This window comes from Azohydromonas lata NBRC 102462 (genome assembly GCF_001571085.1).
Lineage (GTDB): Bacteria > Pseudomonadota > Gammaproteobacteria > Burkholderiales > Burkholderiaceae_C > Azohydromonas > Azohydromonas lata.
Map to the genome: position 1 here is coordinate 34,541 of NZ_BCTC01000007.1, position 18,205 is coordinate 52,745.

Genomic DNA, 18,205 nt, shown 5'->3' on the forward strand with positions numbered 1-18,205 from the left:
AACGGACGTGCGCGTCATGGCGCCACCTCCGCCTGGCGCGGCGCCACGGGCAGCGCGCTGATGACGCGGCCGCTGTCGGTGCGCAGCCGCACGGCCTGGCCTTCCAAGCCGGGACCCAGCGCCTGGGCCTCGCCGCTGACGCTGTAGCCGTCGCCCGTGGCGACCACGCGCACCGTGTCGCCGGCGGCGAACCACTGGCGCGCACGCAGGTGGGCGCGCTGCAGCGTTTCGCCCGCGGGCAGTGACTGCGCCAGCGCGCGGCCCAGCGCCTGCTCGGCCGCGGTCACCGCGGGGCTGGCGCCGGCGGCGACGTCCACTTCCTCGCGCGCCAGGTGCGCGGCTTCCAGTACCGTGCCCACGGGCAGGGCCTGCGCCATCACCAGCGCCGGGGCGAAGACCTTGACCGTGACGGGCAAATACACGTTCCAGGGCGCACCGGCCATGCAGCGCAGGCCGATGCGTGCGCGCCCCCACATGCGCTGGCCCGCAGGCACGTAGGGTTGCACCTGCGCGCAGGGCGCCAGGCGCAGCCTGGGGTCCAGCGTGCCCAGCTCCAGCTGCACGCGGGCGCCGGGCAGCTCGGCCGAGGCGGCCTGTGCCGCCTGCTGCGCCAGCTCACGCACGCGCGCCAGCACCGCGGGCTCCAGCCCCGCGCCGGCGGCAGCAGGCGCTGCCGCTTGCGCGCAGGCCGCAGCCGCGGCACACAGGCCGAGCAGGGGCAGAAGTAGGGGGCGCAGTGCTTTCACGGCGGCCACTTTAGAGCCCGCCCGCGCGGGCCATGCGCCGGAATTGCGCCCGGTTCCTGCCGCTTATTCCAGCGGCCAGCGCGCGACGGCGTGCCCACAATGCGACGCATCAGAAAAGCCGTGCCGTCATGCTCAAACGCCTCACCGACACCCTGAGCTTCCAGACCGAGGCTTTGCTGCTGCGTTCTGAACGCCAGCGCGTGCTGGCCAGCAACATCGCCAACGCCGACACGCCGCACTACCAGGCGCGCGACATGGATTTCGCGCAGGCGCTGCGCGAGGCCACGGGCGGCCAGGCCACGCTCAGGGCCGAGATGATGCCGCCGTCCACGGCCGCCGGCGCCTCGGCCGCGCCGGCGCTGACCATTCGTTCCGGCGCGCCGCAGCCGCTGGCCAGCGCCGCGGGCCACCTGGCCTCGCCGGTGGAGGGCTCCGTGGCCGAGATAGGCACGCAAAGCCGACACGGCGAGCTGGCCTACGCCAGCCCGGCCATGACCTCGCTGGACGGCAACACCGTGGACATGGACCGCGAGCGCGCCGCCTTCGCCGACAACAGCGTCAAGTACGAGGCGACGCTGCGCTTCATCAATACCGGCGTGCGCACCATGCTCGACGCCATCAAGGGCCAGTGAGCGGCCGGCGCCGCCCGCACCGCCGCCGCTTCGCCCACCGATTCCAGGACCACCGCCGCATGAGCCTGCTCAACATCTTCAACGTCGCCGGCAGCGCCGTGAGCGCGCAAAGCCAGCGCCTGAACACCGTGGCCTCCAACCTGGCCAATGCCGACACCGTGGCCGGCCCCGACGGCCAGGCCTACAAGGCGCGCCAGGTGGTGTTCCAGACCGAGCTCATGGGCGCACAGCAAGGCGGCGTGGGCGAGAGCGCCGGCGTGCGCGTGAGCAACGTGGTGGAGGACAACTCGCCGGGGCGCCGCGTGTTCGACCCTAAACATCCGGCCGCCGATGCCGATGGGTATGTCACCTTCAGCAACGTCAACCCGGTGGAGGAGATGGTCAACATGATCTCGGCCTCGCGTTCCTACCAGAACAACGTCGAGATCATGAACACCGCCAAGAGCCTGCTGCAGAAGACGCTGCAACTGGGCCAGGGCTGACGTTGACTGCGCCGGCCCGCTCCTCCTGACTTCCTCCCCGCATGACCACCACCGCCACCACCTCCGCCAACAGCGCCAATCCCTTTGCGGCGCTTTCCAACAGCAGCACGAGCAGCACGAGCAGCTCCGGCAGCAGCGACAAGAACAAGCAGGTGGCCACCGAGGACCGCTTCCTCACGCTGCTGGTGGCGCAGATGAAGAACCAGGACCCGCTCAACCCCATGGACAACGCGCAGGTCACGAGCCAGCTGGCGCAGATCAATACCGTCAGCGGCCTGGACAAGCTCAACACCACCGTGGCCGGGCTGGGCTCGCAGTTCATGCAGATGCAGGCGGTGCAGGCCGCCAGCCTGGTCAACCGCAACGTGGTGATCGAGGGCAACCGGCTCACCGAGGGCAGCGCCTCCAACAAGCTGGCCGGCTCGCTGGACCTCGCCAACTCGGCCGACCGGGTGCAGGTGCAGATCTTGGACGGTGCCGGCGCCGTGATCGATACCGTGCAGCTGAACGCGCAAAAGGCCGGGCGCGTCAATTTCGAGTGGACGCAGCCCAGCGGCGTGGCCGCGGGCCAGACCTTCAAGGTCACCGCGAGCGCCGGCTCCAACGCCGTCACCGCCACGCCTTTGACCACCGACACCGTCACCGCCGTCAGCACCAGCGGACAGTCGCTGCAACTGCGGCTGAGCCATAGCGGGCTCGTGAACTACAGCGCCGTCAAGGCCTTCAACTGAAGAACAAGGACTCGCCATGAGCTTCCAGCAAGGCCTCTCCGGCCTCAACGCCTCCAGCAAGAACCTCGAAGTCATCGGCAACAACATTGCCAACGCCAACACCTATGGCGCCAAGACCGCGCGCGCGGAGTTCTCGCACATGTACGCGGCGGCTTCGGGCGGCGTGAGCGGGGACATCGGCATCGGCGTGAGCCTGGACGAGGTGTCGCAGCAGTTCACCGGCGGCAACATCACCTCCACCGACAAGCCCACCGACCTGGCCATCAGCGGCAGCGGCTTCTTCCAGGTGAGCGACGGCGTCAACCCGACGATGTACACCCGCAACGGCCAGTTCAAGGTGGACCGCAGCGGCACCATCGTCAACAACGACGGCATGAAGCTGCTGGGCTACCCGGCTGACCCCAACGGCAACATCCAGCCCGGCACGCCGCAGGCGCTGCAGTTGCCCACCTCCGGCATACAGCCCAAGGCCACCGGCAGCATTTCGCTGGAACTCAACCTGGACTCGCGCTCGGCCGTCACGGCTTCGGACACCAAGCCGTTCAACGCCACCGACCCCACCACCTACAACAACGCCACCTCCCAGACCGTCTACGACGCCAAGGGCCAGCCGGTGGCGATGACCTACTACTTCCAGAAGGCCGCCGTCGACACCTGGAACGTCTTCGTCAGCGCCAACGGCAACATGCTCAACGGCGGCGCCGCGCTGACCAACCAGCTCAAGTTCGCCAGCAACGGCAGCACCGTGCAGGACCCGCAGCCCGAGCTGCCCGCCCTGGAGTCCGGCGGCAACGGCATCGTGTCCACCACGACGGCGGCCACCGGCACGCTGCCGGGCATGACGACGCTGGACATTCCCATCTCCGGCTTCGATTTCACCGCGGTGCGCCAGTACGGCACCTCCTTCTCGGTGACCAAGATCAACCAGGACGGCTTTCCCCCGGGCAACCTCACGGGCCTGAACATCCAGGACAACGGCACGGTGATGGCCCAGTACAGCAACGGCCAGAGCCTGGCCGCGGGCCAGGTGGAGCTGGCCAACTTCCGCAACCCGCAGGGCCTCAAGCCGGTGGCGGGCAACATGTGGGCGATTTCGCTGGAAGCCGGCGAGCCCGTGCGCGGCGCCCCGGGCAGCGGCTCGCTGGGCAAGCTGCAGGCGGGTGCTCTGGAGGAGTCCAACGTGGACCTGGCCGGCGAGCTGGTGAACATGATCACGGCGCAGCGCTCCTACCAGGCCAACGCGCAGACCATCAAGACGCAGGACCAGGTGCTGCAGACCCTGGTCAACCTGCGCTGATAGTTCCCGCCGCCCACTGACCGAAGCACCGAAGGAGCATTGCCTTGGACCGCATGATTTACCTCTCCATGACGGGAGCCAAGGCGACCATGCAGCGCCAGGACGTGATCTCCAACAACCTGGCCAACGTCTCCACCGCGGGCTTTCGCGCCGAGATGGCGGCCTTTCGCGCCGTGCCGGTGCGCGGCGACGGCGCCAGCACCCGCGTGCCCTCGCTGGAGACCACCACCGGCTACGACGCCACGCCCGGCCCCATGCAGAACACCGGGCGCAACCTGGACGTGGCCATGGTGGGCGACGCCTGGCTGGCCGTGCAGGGCCTGGACGGCACCGAGGCCTACACCCGCGCGGGCTCGCTGGACCTGGACGCGCAGGGCCAGGTCGTCACCCGCAACGGGCTGCCCGTGTTGGGCGAGGGCGGTCCCATCAGCGTGCCCGCGGGCACGGGCGGCACCCTGAGCATCGGCAGCGACGGCACGGTGAGCATCACCAACCCTGACGGGCGCACCACCACCGCCGGGCGGCTCAAGATGGTCACGCCGCAGGCCGCGCTCACCCGCGGCACGGACGGGCTGTTTCGCGCCGCCAATGGCGACCTGCCCGCCGACCCCGCGGCGCGGCTGCGCGACGGCACGCTCGAAGGCAGCAACGTCTCGCCGGTGGAAACCATGGTGGCCATGATTGCCGCGGCGCGCCAGTTCGAGCAGCAGATGAAGCTCATGCAGACGGCCGAGCGCCAGTCGCAGACGGCGGCCAAGCTGCTGGGCGGCTGACCCCCGCCGCCGAAATCCGCGCGCGGCGTGCCCCGCGCCGCCTCCCTTCGTGACCTCAGCGCGCCCGGTCCGGCTCAAGCCGCGCCGGGCGCTGCCGATATGGACATCAAACACCGCTTTTTTCGTGCCCTGGGCGGGGCCGGGGGCGGGAGAAGATCGCCCGCAGCATCCAGGAGAAGCTTTCCATGATCCGTTCGCTGTGGATCGCCAAGTCCGGTATGGAAGCCCAGCAGACCAAGCTGGACACCATCACCAACAACTTGGCCAACGTCTCGACCAATGGCTACAAGCGCAGCCATGCCGTGTTCGAGGATCTGATGTACCAGAACCTGCGCCAGAGCGGCTCGGCCACCTCGGAGCAGACGCAGTTGCCCGAAGGCCTGCAGCTGGGCCTGGGCGTGCGCACCGTGGCCACCTCGCGCAACTTCGAGCCGGGCAGCCTGCAGAGCACCGGCAACGACCTGGACGTGGCTATCCAGGGCCAGGGCTTTTTCCAGGTCCAGCTGCCCGACGGCACCACGGCCTACACGCGCGACGGCGCCTTCCGGCTGGACTCCAATGGCCAGGTCGTCACGCACGAGGGCTACACGGTGCAGCCGGGCCTGACCGTGCCCAACAACGCCACCAAGGTGTCGGTGTCGTCCACCGGCATCGTCACCGTGACCGTGCCCAACCAGCTCGCGCCGCAGCAGATCGGCCAGCTCCAGCTCACGCAGTTCATCAACCCGGCCGGCCTGGAGCCGCGCGGGCAGAACCTGTACACCGAAACCGCGGCCTCCGGCACCCCGACCACGGGCACGCCCAACAGCAACGGCCTGGGCCCGCTGGCGCAGGGCTTCGTCGAGACCTCCAACGTCTCGGTGGTGGAGGAGCTGGTGAGCATGATCCAGACGCAGCGCGCCTACGAGCTCAACTCCAAGGCTGTCTCCACCTCGGACCAGATGCTGCAAAAGCTCAGCCAGCTTTGAGGCTGAAAGCGCTGCGCAACATCCAAGGTTCCGTCGTGAAGTACCCCCGTCTCCCGTCCCGAAGCGCCGCCGCGGCGGCCGCCACCGTGCTGCTGGCGCTGTCCGGCTGCGCCGGCCTGGACGACTACCGCGCCCCGCGCGTGGACATGCCCAGCACCGCCCCCGTGCAGCCCCAGGCCATGCCGGCGGTGCCGGTGGTGGCCAACGGCTCCATCTTCCAGGGCGCGACCTACCGCCCGCTGTTCGAGGACCACCGCGCCCGCCTGGTGGGCGACACGCTCACGGTGCAGATCGTGGAAGCCGTGAGCGCCAGCCAGAAGTCCACCAGCTCCGTGGACAAGAGCGGCAAGGTGGACGCCAGCGTCAGCGCGCTGCCCATACTGGGCAGCGGCTCCATCGTCGGCAAGCTCGGCGCCGGCGCGGACGCGAGCAACACCTTCGCCGGCAAGGGCGCCACCGAAAGCAGCAACGACTTCTCCGGAACCATCACCGCCATGGTCACGGGCGTGCTGCCCAACGGGCACCTGCTCATCACCGGCGAGAAGCAGATCGGCGTGAACGCCAACGTGGACGTGCTGCGCTTTGCCGGCCAGGTCGATCCGCGCGCCATTCAGCCCGGCAACGTCGTGCCCAGCTCGCGCATCGCCAACGTGCGCGTGGAGCACCGCAGCCGCGGCCAGCAGGCCGACGCGCAGCTCATGGGGCTGCTGGGCCGCGTGTTCCTGAGCGTGCTGCCGTTCTGAGGATGCGGGCCATGACACCGTCACTTCGCTCCTTCCGCGGCCGCGCCGCCCTGGCCGTGCTGGCGCTGGGCGCCGCGCTGCTCGTGCCGCTGCACAGCGCGCACGCCGTGCGCATCAAGGAAATCGCCGCCGTGCAGGGCGTGCGCAACAACCAGCTCGTGGGCTACGGCCTGGTGGTGGGCCTGGACGGCACGGGCGACCAGACCACGCAGACGCCCTTCACCACGCAAAGCCTCAACGCCATGCTGCAGCAGATGGGCGTGACGGTGCCGCCGGGCACCACCATGCAGCTGCGCAACGTGGCCGCGGTGATGGTGACGGCGGTGCTGCCGCCCTTTGCCGTGCCGGGGCAGGCCATAGACGTCAACGTCTCCTCCATGGGCAATGCCAAAAGCCTGCGCGGGGGCACGCTGGTGGCCACGCCGCTCAAGGGCGCCGACGGGCAGATCTACGCGCTGGCCCAGGGCAACCTGGTGGTGGGCGGCGCCGGCGCCTCGGCCGGCGGCTCCAAGGTGCAGATCAACCACCTGAGCGCCGGGCGCATTCCCGAGGGCGCGACGGTGGAGCGCGAGGTGGCCACGCCGCTGCAGCAGGGCGAGGTGCTGAGCCTGGGCCTGAGCGCCGCGGACTTCGACACCGCGCGCCAGGTGGCGCACACCATCAACCGCGCCAAGGGCGAGGGCACGGCGCAGGCGCTGGACGGCCGCGTGGTGCGCGTGCGCATGCCCGCCCAGGGCAATACCGACGCGCGCGTGGCCTTCCTGGCCGACATCGAGAACCTGCAGGTCGAGCTGGCCCGCCCGGCGGCCAAGGTGGTGCTCAACGCCCGCACCGGCTCGGTGGTGATGAACGAGGCGGTGACGCTGGGCGCCTGCGCCGTGGCGCACGGCAGCCTGTCGGTGACCATCAACACCACGCCCATGGTCAGCCAGCCCGCGCCGCTGTCGCAGGGCCAGACGGTGGTGACGCAGAAGTCCGACATCACGATTTCGCAGCAGGGCGGCGCCCTGGTGCAACTGCCCGCGGGCACCAAGCTCGCCGACGTGGTCAAGGCGCTCAACCTGTTGGGCGCCACGCCGCAGGACCTGCTGGCCATCCTGCAGGCCATGAAGACCGCGGGCGCCCTCAATGCCGAGCTGGAGGTGATCTGATGTGCGCCTTCCCGACCAAGGGCCTGTCCTCCGCCCCGCAGGGGCTGGCCGCCGACACGCGAACGCTGGACTCGCTGCGCAACGTCGCCAAGAACGACCCGCGCGGCGCCGCCAAGGAGGTGGCCAAGCAGTTCGAGTCGCTGTTCATGCAGGAGATGCTCAAGAGCATGCGCCAGGCCACGCAAAGCAGCGGGCTGCTGGACAACGAGGGCTCGCAGTTGGGAACGGAGCTGCTGGACAAGCAGCTGTCCACGCAGTTGAGCGGCCAGCCCGGCGGGCTGCACGGCGCCATCCTGCGCCAGCTCGAACGGGGCATGGGCCTGGACAAGGCGGGCACCCATGGGGCGCAGGCCGTCCAGGGGGCCGGCGCTGCCGGCCAGGCCGCGGCGTCGCGCGCCCTGGCCGCGCCGCTGCCCGGCCAGGCGGCCAATGCGCCGGCGCGCGCCGACGGCGCGTCCGCCACGGCCGCGGCCGCTCCCCGCGGCAAGGCGCATGAATTCATTGCCGCGCACCAGGGCGCCGCGCGCGTGGCCGAGGTGGCCACGGGCATACCGGCCACCTTCATGCTCGCGCAGGCCGCGCACGAGACCGGCTGGGGCAAGCGCGACATCCGCAAGACCGACGGCAGCCCCTCGCACAACCTCTTCGGCATCAAGGCCGGCAGCGACTGGAAGGGCCCCGTGGCCGAGGTGCGCACCACCGAGTACGTCGGCGGGCAGCCGCGCCAGGTGGTGGCGCGCTTTCGCGCCTACGCCAGCGCCGAGGAGTCCTTCGCCGACTACGCCCGCCTCATGAAGAACAGCCCGCGCTACGCCCAAGTGGTGGCCAGCGGCAGCAATGCCCAAGGCTTTGCGCAGGGGCTGCAGCGCGCGGGCTACGCCACCGATCCCGCCTACGCCGACAAGCTCGGCCGCGTCATCGACACCACGCTGCGGCTGCAGCGGGCGATGACCTGAGGCGCGGCCCGCTTTCAAAGAACACGAACCCGGAGCTTTCCTATGGCCTTTTCCCTGTTGTCCGTGGGCGCCCGTGCGATGAGCGCGAACTACGCCGCGCTGCAGACCACCGGCAACAACATCGCCAATGCCAACGTTGCCGGGTACTCGCGCCAGGAGGTGGAGTTCAGCACCGCCAACGGTCAGTACACGCCCAGCGGCTTCATCGGGCAAGGCGTGGACGTGACCACCATCTCGCGTGCGCACGACGCCTTTCTCACCCGCGAGGTGAGCGCCGCCCAGTCGCAGGCCGCCGCGGACAGCACGCGGCTGGACCTGCTGTCGCAGATGGAAAACGCCTTTCCCACCGGCGACTCCGGCGTGGGGGCTGCGGCCAGCTCGCTGCTGGGCGCCTTCACCGACCTGAGCACCAGCCCGGGCGACGCCTCGGCGCGCCAGGTGGTGCTTTCGCGCGCGGACCAGCTCGCGCAGCGATTCGCCAATGCCGGCGAGCAGCTCAACGCGCTGCAGGACGGCGTGGTGAAGGACCTGCGCACCGCCATCAACGGCGCCAACGGCATCACCAGCGGCATCGCGCAGCTCAACGCGCAGATCGTGCGCCAGCAGGCCCAGGGCCAGCCGCCCAACGACCTGCTGGACAAGCGCGACCAGCTGGTGCAGCAGCTCAGCGGCTACCTGCAGGTGAGCACCGTGGCGGCGCCGGACGGCTCGATAGGCGTGTTCGCCGCCGGCGGCCAGAGCCTGGTGCTGGGCGACCAGGTGCAAAAGCTCGAAGTCACGGCCGACCGCATGGACGGCAGCCGCGCCGCGCTGGGCGTGCGCCAGGGCAACGGCATGCTGGTCACGCTGGACAGCACCGCCCTCTCCGGTGGCGGCTCCATGGGCGCCATGCTGCGCTTCCAGAACCAGGACCTGGTGGCCGCGCGCAACTCGCTGGGCCAGATGGCCACCGCGGTGTCGGCGCGCATGAACCAGCAGCAGGCCCTGGGCCTGGACCTGCGCAGCCCCGCCGGCAGCGGCCAGCCGCTGTTCACCGACTTCGTGAGCCAGTCGCAAGCCGGCGCGCTGCGCGGGCTGGCGGACGTGGGCAACGCGCGCGACGGCAGCGGCAACGCGCTGGGCAGCGTGGAAATACACATCGACGACGCCTCGCTGCTGGAGGCGGCCGAGTACACGCTCGAAGGCGCCGCCGGGGGCGGCTACGTCATGACGCGCACCAGTGACGGCCAGCGCTTTTCCACCGCCGACGGCCAGAGCTTCACCCGCGAGGGTGCCGCGGCGGGCTCGGACGCGAGCTTCCACCCCGGCTTCACGCTGAACATCGAAGGCGTGAGCGCGGGCGACCGCTTCCTGCTGCAGCCCGTGGGCGGTGCCGCAGCCAACATGCGCCGCGTGCTGGACGACCCGCGTGGCCTGGCCGCCGCGGCGCCGCTGACGGCCTCGCCCCAGCGCACCAACACCGGCACCGCCACCGTGAGCGCGCTCACCATGACGGGCAGCGGCTTTGACGCCTCGCACTCGGTGCAGGGCAGCCTGAGCTTCACCGACGACGGCGGCGCCTACGAGTACAAGTGGGACGAGCTGGATGCCTCCGGCGCCGTGGTGGGCAGCAACACGCTCACCGGCACCTGGCAAGCCGGCCAGCCCATCGCGCTGGAAGGGTTCAGCCTCACGCTGGCCGGCCGCCCGGCCAAGGGCGACAGCATCGCCGTGGCCACCACCACCAACCCCGCCATCAACAACGGCAACGCCCGCGCGCTGGCCGGGCTGGGCACGGAGTCCTTCATAGGCCGCAACTGGTCCGCCGCCGGCAGCACCGGCGGCGACACCATCACCAACGCCTACGCCGGTGCGCTGGCCAACGTGGGCTCGCGCGTGCAGGTGGCGCGCACGGCCAGCGAGATCTCCGACGGCGTGGCCACCAATGCGCTGGCGCAGCGCGACGCCAAGACCGGCGTGGACACCGACGAGGAGGGGGCCAAGCTGATCCAGTACCAGAAGAGCTACCAGGCCGCGGCCAAGGTGCTGCAGGTCGCGCAGACGGTGTTCGACGCGCTGCTGCAGGCCACCTCGCGCTGAGGCCCGCCCGGCACCGACCGCCGCCGCCGCACCGTACCCGCCATGAACCAAGACGTCCGCGCCCGCGCCGCCCAGGCCCGCCGCCGCACGCACAGGAGCCGCCGATGAGGATCACCAACACCGCCACCTTCGCGCGCAGCGTCGCTGCGCTGCAGGACCGCCACAGCGAGCTGGCGGACCTGCAGGATCACCTCAACGCGCAAAAGCGCGTGCTGCGCGCCAGCGACGACCCCGTGGCCGCCGCGCGTGCCGAGCGCGCGCAGGCCCAGATCGCGCGCAGCGACGCCCAGCAGCGCGCCGTGGACGCCAGCCGCAACGCCATGTCGCAGACCGAGTCCACCTTGAGCGACGCCATCGACCTGATGCAGGACGCCCGCGAGACCCTGGTGCAGGCCGGCAACGGCGCCTTGGGCGACAGCGAGCGCGCCAACATCGGCAACAAGCTGCAGGGCCTGCGCGACCAGTTGCTGGCGCTGGCCAACCGCGAGGACGGCGCGGGCAACTACTTCTTCGGCGGCCAGGGCTCCAGCGCGCCGCCCTTCGTCAACGGGCCCGCGGGCGTGGCGTTCCGCGGCACGGCCGGCACCCAGACCGGCGCAGACGGCGGCGAGGGCCTGGCGCTGACCGTGGACGGGCAGGGCGCCTGGCTGCAGGCCCCGGACGGCAATGGCCTGTTCAAGGCCAGCAACACCAACAGCACCACGGCCTGGAGCGACGGCGGGCACGTCACCAACCCGGCCGCCTTCTTTGCCGCCACCTCGCCGCCGGCGGTGGCCGACCCTTCGGCGCTGCGCTACGAGGTGAAGTTCAGCGGCACGGCCGGCGACATGAGCTACACCGTGCTCAAGAACGGTGAGGCCATGGATGCGCCCAAGCCCTGGACGGGCACCAGCACGTCCGGCGGCCGCGCCGTGGAGTTCGACGGCATGAGCTTCGCCATCGGCGGTGCGCCGGCCGACGGCAACGTCTTCGAGGTGCGGCTGTCGCAGCCCAAGCAAAGCGTGTTCGACACGCTGGACCGCGCCATCGCCGCGCTCAAGACGCCCAACCGCGGCAGCGCCCAGGTGCAGCAGACGGTGCAGGAGGGCATGGCGGGGCTGGACGGCTCGCTCACGGCGCTGGGCTCGCTGCGCAGCCGCGCGGGCGAGTCGCTCAACCACGCCGACGCGGCCGAGGAGCGCAACGCCTCGCTCAAGCTGCAGGGCCAGGAGGCCAGGAGCCAGGCCGTGGACCTCGACCCCTACCAGGCGCTGTCGGAATTCCAGCTCAAGAACACCGGCTACGAGGCGGCGCTCAAGACCTACTCGATGGTGCAGCGGCTCTCCATCTTCAACTACATCGGCGGCTGATGCCGCGGGCGCGGGCCCGCACTGCGCGGCGGGGCTGGACAAGCGGCCATTGCCGCGGTGCTGCCGGGGCAACGCCCTTGCCAGCAGGGGGCGGCGGCGGGGCAGAATGCAGGCAATACGCCAGTCCTTTGCCCTCATGACCGACATCGACCCCTCGCAAGCCCTGCTGGCCGCCCTGAGCCCTCCGCTGGACGCAGAGGCGCTGCAGCGGCTCAGCGAGCTCGATCCCGGCGGCCGCCATGGCTTGCTGCCCAAGGTGCTGCGCACCTTCGACAGCTCCACGCGGCGGCTGCTGGAGCAGTTGGCGACCGCGCGCGGCGCGGCCGACCTCGAAGGCCAGCGCATGGTGGCGCACACGCTGAAGTCCTCCTCCATGAGCGTGGGCGCGCTGCGGCTGTCGCAGTTGTGCGCCGACGCCGAGCAGTGCGTGCGCGAGCAGCGCACGCAGGGGCTGCCGGCGCTGCTGGACGAGTTGGAAACGGAGGGCCGGCAGTTGCTGTGCACGTTGCAGCCGCTGCTGGGCACCGGTGGCTGAGCGCATGAGCCTGCCGCTGCCCATGGATGCCGACGAGGGCCTGGAGCAGCCCAAGGTGCTGCTGGTGGACGACGACCAGGTGCAGCTCATGCTCACCGGCGCGGCGCTGCGACAGCGCGGCTTCGAGGTGACGGAGGCCGACGGCGGCGCGGCGGCGCTGCGCATGCTGCAGCAGGCGCCCTTCGACATCGTGGTGCTGGACGCGCTCATGCCCGACCTCGACGGCTTCGAGACCTGCCACCGCCTGCGCGCCACGACGGGCTTCGAGCACATGCCCGTGCTCATGCTCACGGGCCTGAACGACGACGCCTCCATCAGCCGCGCCTACCAGGCCGGCGCCACGGACTTCTACGTCAAGAGCTCGCAGTGGAGCCTGCTGGCCGGGCGGCTGCAGTACCTGCTGCGCAGCGCCCGCACGCGGCGCGAGCTCGAGCGCAGCCAGGCGCGGCTGGCGCGGGCGCAGGACATCGCCCGCATGGGCAGCTTCGACTGGCGCCACCCGCAGGACGGGCACCCGGGCACGCTGCTGCTTTCGCCCGAGGGCTTGCGCGTCTTCGGCTACGCCGCGGGCGACCGCCCGGGCCTGTACCACCTGCTGCGCCTGGCCGAGCGCGCCGACCGCGCCGGGCTGCTGCGCCTGTTGCGCGAAGCGCTGGCGCACGGCGCGGTGCTGGCCACCGACGTGCCCGTGACCCTGCCTGACGGCCGCCACCGCGTGCTGCACATCGAGGCCGAGCCGGAGTTCAACGAGCACGGCGTGCAGACGGGCTACACCGGCATCGTCCAGGACGTGACGGACCGCCGCGTGGCCGAGGACAAGATCCGCCACCTCGCCAACTTCGACGCCCTCACCGGGCTGCCCAACCGCCGCCAGCTCCTGTGGCGCGCCGACAAGGCCATAGAGCACGGCCGCCGCCTGGGCCACGCCGCGGCGCTGCTGCTCATCGACCTGGACCGTTTCAAGGTCATCAACGACACGCTGGGCCACAGCGCCGGCGACGAGCTGCTGGTGGAGGTGGGCCGCCGCCTGAAGGCCTGCGTGCGCCACTGCGACACGGTGCAGGAGGGCACGCTGGAGGCCGTGGGCTCGCGCTCGCACCGCTCGCTGGAGGCGGTTGGACGCCTCGGGGGCGACGAGTTCATCGCGCTGCTGCCGGAGGTCATGGACGAGACCGACGCGCAGCGCGTGGCCGACCGCATCCTGGAGGTGATGCGCGAGCCCATTTTCGTGGGCGGGCAGGAGTGCTTCGTCACCGCCAGCGTGGGCATCGCGCTGTACCCGCGCGACGGCGCCTCGGTGGCCGACCTCATGCGCAACTCCGACGTGGCCATGTACGCCGTCAAGGCGCAGGGCCGCAACGCGGCGTCGAGCTACAGCCCCATGCTGGCCGGCCGCGGGCGCGAGAAGCTGGAGCTGGAAAGCGCGCTGCACAAGGCCATAGAGCGCGACGAGCTGGTGATGTACTACCAGCCCAAGGTGGACGTGCGCGGCCAGGGCATGGTGGGCGTGGAGGCGCTCATGCGCTGGCAGCGCGGGCGCACGCTGGTGTCGCCGGCGGAGTTCATCCCGCTGGCGGAGGAAACGGGGCTGATCGTGCCCATGTCCGAATGGGCGCTGCACGAGGCCGCGCGCCAGGCCAAGCGCTGGGAGGTGAGCTTCGGCTTCAGCGACTCCATCGCCGTGAACCTGCCCAACCGCCTCTTCGAGCGCTCGGACCTGGTGCAGCACATCGAGCGCGCGGTGAGCGAGTACGGCGTCAAGACCGACGCCATCCAGCTGGAGATCACCGAGACCGGGCTGATGAAGGATTTGCAGGAGGTCATTCCGTCGCTGCACCGGCTCAATGAAATCGGGGTGCAGATCGCCATCGACGATTTCGGCACCGGCTACTCGTCGCTGGCCTATCTGACCACGCTGCCCATCTCGGAGCTGAAGATCGACCGCAGCTTCGTGCGCGACCTGGGCGTGACGCCGCAGAGCTCGGCGGTGGTGACGGCCATCATCGCTCTGGCGCGCACGCTCAAGCTGCGCGTGGTGGCCGAGGGCGTGGAGACGCTGCGCCAGATGGAGGTGCTCAACCGCCTGGGCTGCACCATCATGCAGGGCTACCTGTTCAGCCGGCCCTGCCTGGCCAGCGAGCTGGAGCGCTGGCTCACGCAGACCGTGCTGCCGCGCAAGGCGGCGTGGATGGATGTGGCTGACGGCGAGGAGGTAGCCGACCCCGCACTGCTGCCGCGGGCCGCGGCGGGCTGAGGGCGCCGGTCACGGTTTGGAGGAAGCGGCAGCTGCAAGGCTGCCGTTTTTTATTTCGGCTGCGATATTCGAAGGGCAGGGAAATTAATTTCCTGGACCTTCACCCTATCGACTGTGCCAAGTCGCCGATCATTTCGGCCAAAGCCAAAGATATTCAACAAGCATGCCGACGCGTTGAAGGGGCTCGTCGCCGAAATGAAAAAACGCCCGTGGGGGCGTTTTTTCAGTTTGGCGGAAGCGGTGGGATTCGAACCCACGGAGGGGATCAACCCTCGCCGGTTTTCAAGACCGGTGCCTTAAACCGCTCGGCCACGCTTCCTGATGTCGCTGTTGCCGTGCGGTTCCAGCTTGGGAGCCGCGCGGCGAAGGGCGTATTGTCGCATCTTCCGGCCCGGGTGCCGACGTGCGCTTACTTGGCGGCGTACTCCAGCGCGAGGAAGAAGTTGCGGCCCGCGGTGTTGTAGCCGTGAGCCAACTCGTAGCCCTTGTCGGTCACGTTGTTCAGCCGGGCGGAGACGCTCCATTTGGGCGTGAGCGCATACGCCGTGCGCAGGTTCAGCAGCGCGTAGCCGCCCATGGGCGTGGTGTTGGCGCTGTTGTCGAAGGTGGTGCTGTTGTAGCGCAGGCCCTGGGCCACCAACTCGGCACCCACGCGCCATGGACCGGGCGTCCACTCCACGATGGCGGCGCCGTGATGCTTGGCGCGGCGGGTGAGCTGCACGCCGTTGGCCGCTTCGGGCTCCTGGTAGGTCCATTCGGCCCGCGCGCTCCACGACGCGGCACGGTAGGCCGCATCCAGCGTGGCGCCACGGATGCGCGCGCTGCTGAGGTTGACCATGGTGCTGTAGTCGCTGGTGATGGTGATCAGGTCGCGCACGCGGTTGTTGAACACCGTGAGGCCCGCGGCCAACGCCCCATCGTCGTAGCGCGCGGCCACCTCGACGTTGCGCGAGTGCTCCGGGCGCAAATCGGGATTGCCCTGGAAACCGAAGGACAGCGGCCAGTACAAATCGTTGAAGGTGGGCGCCTTGAACGCCGTGCCGGTCGTTGCCGACAGCCGCCACACGGGGGTGACGAAATAGCCGTAGCCCAGGCGCCCGGTGCTGTGGCCGCCGAACTGGGAGTCATCGTCATAGCGTGCCGAGGCCTCCAGGCGGTGCGCGCCCTGCGTCAGCACGTAGCTGCCAAAGGCGGCGCGCGCCAAGCGCAGATTGCGAGTGAACACCGTGGAGGATTCGAGTTGCTCGTGGCGCCATTCCACGCCGGCAGCCAGCGTGCCCATGGGCAGCGTCAAGTCGTTCTGCCACGTGAACTGGTTGCGGTCGGTGCGGTAGAAACTCGGCGAGCTGCCGTAGGTCTTGTAGTCGTCAACGCTGCGCGCCACGCGCACCAGGCTGCGCCAGTCGGCGGAGAACTGGTTGCTGCTTTCGGCCGACGCAACGGACAGCCGCCGATGCGAGTAATCGTCGTTGCCCAAGCCGCTGTCGAAATGCACATTGCCTTCGCTGCCCCAGGCACGCACGGTCAGCGTGTGGCCAGCCGCGAACTCGTGCGATGCGCTGGCGCCAAGGTTGCGGTTGCGGTAGCCGTCCCGGTCAGGGTTGAAGTAGTACACGCCGCTTTCAACATTGGTGGCGGAAAAGCCGTCCGTCTGCTTGAAGCCTGCGCGCAGCGACACGCTGGTGTCGCCAAAGCGGCGGCCCACGCCCGCGGAGACTTCGCGCGTTTGCCAACTGCCGAAGCCCACGCTGGCTTCGGCATGCTCACCCTGCTTGGTGAAGATCTGTATGACGCCGCCGATGGCATCGGCGCCGTAGAGGCTGCTGGCCGGGCCGCGCAGCACTTCGATGCGCTCGATCTGGTTGAGCGGTAGCTGCTCGAAGGCGGTGCTGCCGTCGCTGATGCTGCTCACGCGAATGCCGTCCACAAGCACCACCACGTGGTTGGCGTTGCTGCCGCGCAGGAAGACGCTGGAGAGCTGGCCAGCGCCGCCGTTGCTGGAAATTTCAGCGCCGCCGTAGGTCCTCAGCACGTCGGCGACGGACATGGCGCCTGCCTGGCGCAGTTGACGGGCATCGATCACGCGCACGTCGGCCAGCGTCTCATTCACGGGCTGCGCCATGCGCGTGGCCGTCACAACGACAGGCTGCACCGGCATATCCGCCAGCGCGACGAGACTGGGCTCCTGCACCGCGGCTTCGGCGGCACGGGCGATGGGGGTGAGGGCAAGCAGGGCCAGGCCGCACAGCGCGGCAGGCCGTTGGAAGGGGAAATTCATCACAAGGCTCCGGCAGCCAGCGTCCCCGCAGGCTGCAGTGGCAACAAGCCGCTGTGGTTGAGCGCCTTGCAACAAACAAGGCGCAGACCGAGGCGGCGGCGATGCATCGAGGCCGGTATCCGGGCTCGCAGGCTGCGCGCGGGAAGGTGTGGCTTCCTCCGCACGCGTCATGCATCGCCTTCCCACGGGCGTCATTGCCCGCAGTGGCCCAGTGATGAACAACATGCCTGCTTACCGGTGCGGGGGCAGCGCAGGCCTTCCCGGCGTCAGCGGGTGTGTGAACCCCCGCTTCGCCGCGGCACCTGCTTCCCGTTCAACCCCCGGCCGAGACCGCGGGCACCTGAAGCGGCGCGCATCATACCGGGCCGGGCGCCTGCGCTTGCTGACAGTCGACCTGCGTCACCTCGCGCCGCCCGCCGTCCACGCGCACGGCGGTGAGCCGTCCGCCCCAGACGCAGCCCGTGTCCAGCGCCAGCAGTTCCGGCCGATTGATCAGGCCCAGCGTGCTCCAGTGGCCGAAGGCGATGGGCTCGCCCTCGCTGCGCCGCCCGGGTACCTCGAACCACGGCATCAGCCCCGGCGGGGCGGCCAGCGCGCCGTCCTTGGTCTTGAAGTCCAGCGTGCCGTCGGCGGCGCAAAAGCGCATGCGCGTGAGCACGTTGATGACGAAGCGCCAGCGCTGGGCGTCTTGCAGCGCGTCGCTCCAGCGTGCGGGCTCGTTGCCGTACATCACGGCCAGGAAGTCGGCCAGGCCCGGGCCGCGCAGCAGGGTTTCGACTTCGCCGGCCAGGGCCAGGGTGTCGTCGCCGCTCCACTGCGGCGGCAAGCCCGCGTGCACGCACAGCCAGCCTTCGCGGCGCAGGGCCAGGGGGCGCTGGCGTATCCAGTCGATCCAGGCCTCGCGCTCGCCGGACTCCAGGATGTCGCGCAGGGTGTCGCTGCGGTGCTGCGGGCGCACGCCGTGGGCCACGGCCAGCAGGTGCAGGTCGTGGTTGCCCAGCAGCGCGTCGGCGGCGTTGCCCAGATCGCGCAAGCGCCGCAGCGTGCCCAGCGAGGCAGGGCCGCGGTTGACCAGGTCGCCCAACACCGTGAGGCGGTCGCGGGAAGGGGAGAAGCCCAGCTCGGCCAGCAGCCGCTCGAAAGCGTCGCAGCAGCCCTGGAGGTCGCCGATGAAATAGTGCATTTAGGGGATTCTGCTACGCTTGCCCGCCTCTTCTACCCGGCGCGGCCG

General features: G+C 70.2%; 16 protein-coding genes, 1 tRNA gene and 1 riboswitch. Of the genes, 13 read left to right on the forward strand and 4 right to left on the reverse strand.

The window, feature by feature from the left end; all coding sequences use genetic code 11:
• Positions 1-14: 14 nt before the first annotated feature.
• Positions 15-746, reverse strand: a complete 732-nt coding sequence (gene flgA / locus ALA01S_RS04495) for a flagellar basal body P-ring formation chaperone FlgA (RefSeq protein WP_157118757.1) — start codon at positions 744-746, stop codon at positions 15-17.
• 128 nt (positions 747-874) lie between these two features.
• Here flgA and ALA01S_RS04500 point away from each other — a divergent pair, with 128 nt between their 5' ends.
• The 13 genes from ALA01S_RS04500 to ALA01S_RS04560 all read left to right on the forward strand — a co-directional run bounded on the left by ALA01S_RS04500 (position 875) and on the right by ALA01S_RS04560 (position 14,696).
• Positions 875-1,378, forward strand: a complete 504-nt coding sequence (locus ALA01S_RS04500; RefSeq protein WP_066332573.1) for a flagellar basal body rod protein FlgB — start codon at positions 875-877, stop codon at positions 1,376-1,378.
• Between the two features lie 59 nt (positions 1,379-1,437).
• Positions 1,438-1,860 (forward strand): flagellar basal body rod protein FlgC, encoded by a 423-nt coding sequence (flgC, locus tag ALA01S_RS04505; protein WP_066332750.1) that lies wholly within the window; start codon positions 1,438-1,440, stop codon positions 1,858-1,860.
• 41 nt (positions 1,861-1,901) lie between these two features.
• Positions 1,902-2,591 carry a flagellar hook assembly protein FlgD gene (locus tag ALA01S_RS04510; protein ID WP_066332575.1) on the forward strand — a complete coding sequence of 230 codons (690 nt, stop codon included), beginning with the start codon at positions 1,902-1,904 and terminating at the stop codon, positions 2,589-2,591.
• Between the two features lie 16 nt (positions 2,592-2,607).
• Positions 2,608-3,888 (forward strand): flagellar hook protein FlgE, encoded by a 1,281-nt coding sequence (flgE, locus tag ALA01S_RS04515; RefSeq protein WP_066332582.1) that lies wholly within the window; start codon positions 2,608-2,610, stop codon positions 3,886-3,888.
• A gap of 44 nt (positions 3,889-3,932) precedes the next feature.
• Positions 3,933-4,661: a flagellar basal-body rod protein FlgF gene (gene flgF, locus ALA01S_RS04520; protein ID WP_066332586.1), complete on the forward strand. Its 729-nt coding sequence runs from the start codon at positions 3,933-3,935 to the stop codon at positions 4,659-4,661.
• 185 nt (positions 4,662-4,846) lie between these two features.
• Entirely contained in the window at positions 4,847-5,629 is a 783-nt protein-coding gene (gene flgG, locus ALA01S_RS04525) for a flagellar basal-body rod protein FlgG (RefSeq protein ID WP_066332590.1), read from the forward strand.
• Between the two features lie 35 nt (positions 5,630-5,664).
• Complete coding sequence (locus ALA01S_RS04530; protein ID WP_066332753.1) at positions 5,665-6,372, forward strand: flagellar basal body L-ring protein FlgH; 708 nt, start codon at positions 5,665-5,667, stop codon at positions 6,370-6,372.
• 2 nt (positions 6,373-6,374) lie between these two features.
• Complete coding sequence (locus ALA01S_RS04535) at positions 6,375-7,523, forward strand: flagellar basal body P-ring protein FlgI (protein ID WP_066332599.1); 1,149 nt, start codon at positions 6,375-6,377, stop codon at positions 7,521-7,523.
• Entirely contained in the window at positions 7,523-8,479 is a 957-nt protein-coding gene (flgJ, locus tag ALA01S_RS04540; RefSeq protein WP_084267215.1) for a flagellar assembly peptidoglycan hydrolase FlgJ, read from the forward strand. Before ALA01S_RS04535 ends, flgJ begins: the two co-directional genes overlap by 1 nt.
• 42 nt (positions 8,480-8,521) lie before the next feature.
• Positions 8,522-10,558: a flagellar hook-associated protein FlgK gene (flgK, locus tag ALA01S_RS04545; RefSeq protein ID WP_066332601.1), complete on the forward strand. Its 2,037-nt coding sequence runs from the start codon at positions 8,522-8,524 to the stop codon at positions 10,556-10,558.
• Between the two features lie 104 nt (positions 10,559-10,662).
• Positions 10,663-11,907, forward strand: coding sequence for a flagellar hook-associated protein FlgL (flgL, locus tag ALA01S_RS04550; RefSeq protein WP_066332603.1), 1,245 nt, complete (start codon positions 10,663-10,665; stop codon positions 11,905-11,907).
• 106 nt (positions 11,908-12,013) lie between these two features.
• A complete protein-coding gene (locus tag ALA01S_RS04555) occupies positions 12,014-12,442 on the forward strand; it encodes an Hpt domain-containing protein (protein ID WP_084267216.1) in 429 nt (142 codons plus the stop codon).
• Between the two features lie 4 nt (positions 12,443-12,446).
• Positions 12,447-14,696: a putative bifunctional diguanylate cyclase/phosphodiesterase gene (locus tag ALA01S_RS04560; RefSeq protein ID WP_066332621.1), complete on the forward strand. Its 2,250-nt coding sequence runs from the start codon at positions 12,447-12,449 to the stop codon at positions 14,694-14,696.
• Between the two features lie 229 nt (positions 14,697-14,925).
• On the opposite strand, the gene ALA01S_RS04565 is transcribed toward ALA01S_RS04560, so the two are convergent.
• The 3 genes from ALA01S_RS04565 to ALA01S_RS04575 form a co-directional block, all read right to left on the reverse strand.
• Positions 14,926-15,015 (reverse strand) — tRNA-Ser (locus tag ALA01S_RS04565).
• 90 nt (positions 15,016-15,105) lie between these two features.
• Positions 15,106-16,974: a TonB-dependent receptor domain-containing protein gene (locus ALA01S_RS04570; protein ID WP_066332622.1), complete on the reverse strand. Its 1,869-nt coding sequence runs from the start codon at positions 16,972-16,974 to the stop codon at positions 15,106-15,108.
• A gap of 92 nt (positions 16,975-17,066) precedes the next feature.
• A riboswitch (cobalamin riboswitch) is annotated at positions 17,067-17,333 on the reverse strand.
• A complete protein-coding gene (locus ALA01S_RS04575) occupies positions 17,330-18,157 on the reverse strand; it encodes a symmetrical bis(5'-nucleosyl)-tetraphosphatase (protein ID WP_066332624.1) in 828 nt (275 codons plus the stop codon). (Overlaps the previous riboswitch by 4 nt.)
• Positions 18,158-18,205: the final 48 nt, after the last annotated feature.

Excerpts from the sequence above, each read along its gene's own strand:
- ALA01S_RS04555 (WP_084267216.1), top strand. The coding sequence starts at position 12,014 with ATGCAGGCAATACGCCAGTCCTTTGCCCTCATGACCGACATCGACCCC.
- flgE (WP_066332582.1), top strand. The coding sequence starts at position 2,608 with ATGAGCTTCCAGCAAGGCCTCTCCGGCCTCAACGCCTCCAGCAAGAAC.
- ALA01S_RS04575 (WP_066332624.1), bottom strand. The coding sequence starts at position 18,157 with ATGCACTATTTCATCGGCGACCTCCAGGGCTGCTGCGACGCTTTCGAG.
- flgG (WP_066332590.1), top strand. The coding sequence starts at position 4,847 with ATGATCCGTTCGCTGTGGATCGCCAAGTCCGGTATGGAAGCCCAGCAG.
- ALA01S_RS04510 (WP_066332575.1), top strand. The coding sequence starts at position 1,902 with ATGACCACCACCGCCACCACCTCCGCCAACAGCGCCAATCCCTTTGCG.
- ALA01S_RS04570 (WP_066332622.1), bottom strand. The coding sequence starts at position 16,974 with ATGAATTTCCCCTTCCAACGGCCTGCCGCGCTGTGCGGCCTGGCCCTG.
- flgL (WP_066332603.1), top strand. The coding sequence starts at position 10,663 with ATGAGGATCACCAACACCGCCACCTTCGCGCGCAGCGTCGCTGCGCTG.
- flgJ (WP_084267215.1), top strand. The coding sequence starts at position 7,523 with ATGTGCGCCTTCCCGACCAAGGGCCTGTCCTCCGCCCCGCAGGGGCTG.
- ALA01S_RS04500 (WP_066332573.1), top strand. The coding sequence starts at position 875 with ATGCTCAAACGCCTCACCGACACCCTGAGCTTCCAGACCGAGGCTTTG.
- ALA01S_RS04535 (WP_066332599.1), top strand. The coding sequence starts at position 6,375 with ATGCGGGCCATGACACCGTCACTTCGCTCCTTCCGCGGCCGCGCCGCC.
- ALA01S_RS04560 (WP_066332621.1), top strand. The coding sequence starts at position 12,447 with ATGAGCCTGCCGCTGCCCATGGATGCCGACGAGGGCCTGGAGCAGCCC.
- flgC (WP_066332750.1), top strand. The coding sequence starts at position 1,438 with ATGAGCCTGCTCAACATCTTCAACGTCGCCGGCAGCGCCGTGAGCGCG.
- flgK (WP_066332601.1), top strand. The coding sequence starts at position 8,522 with ATGGCCTTTTCCCTGTTGTCCGTGGGCGCCCGTGCGATGAGCGCGAAC.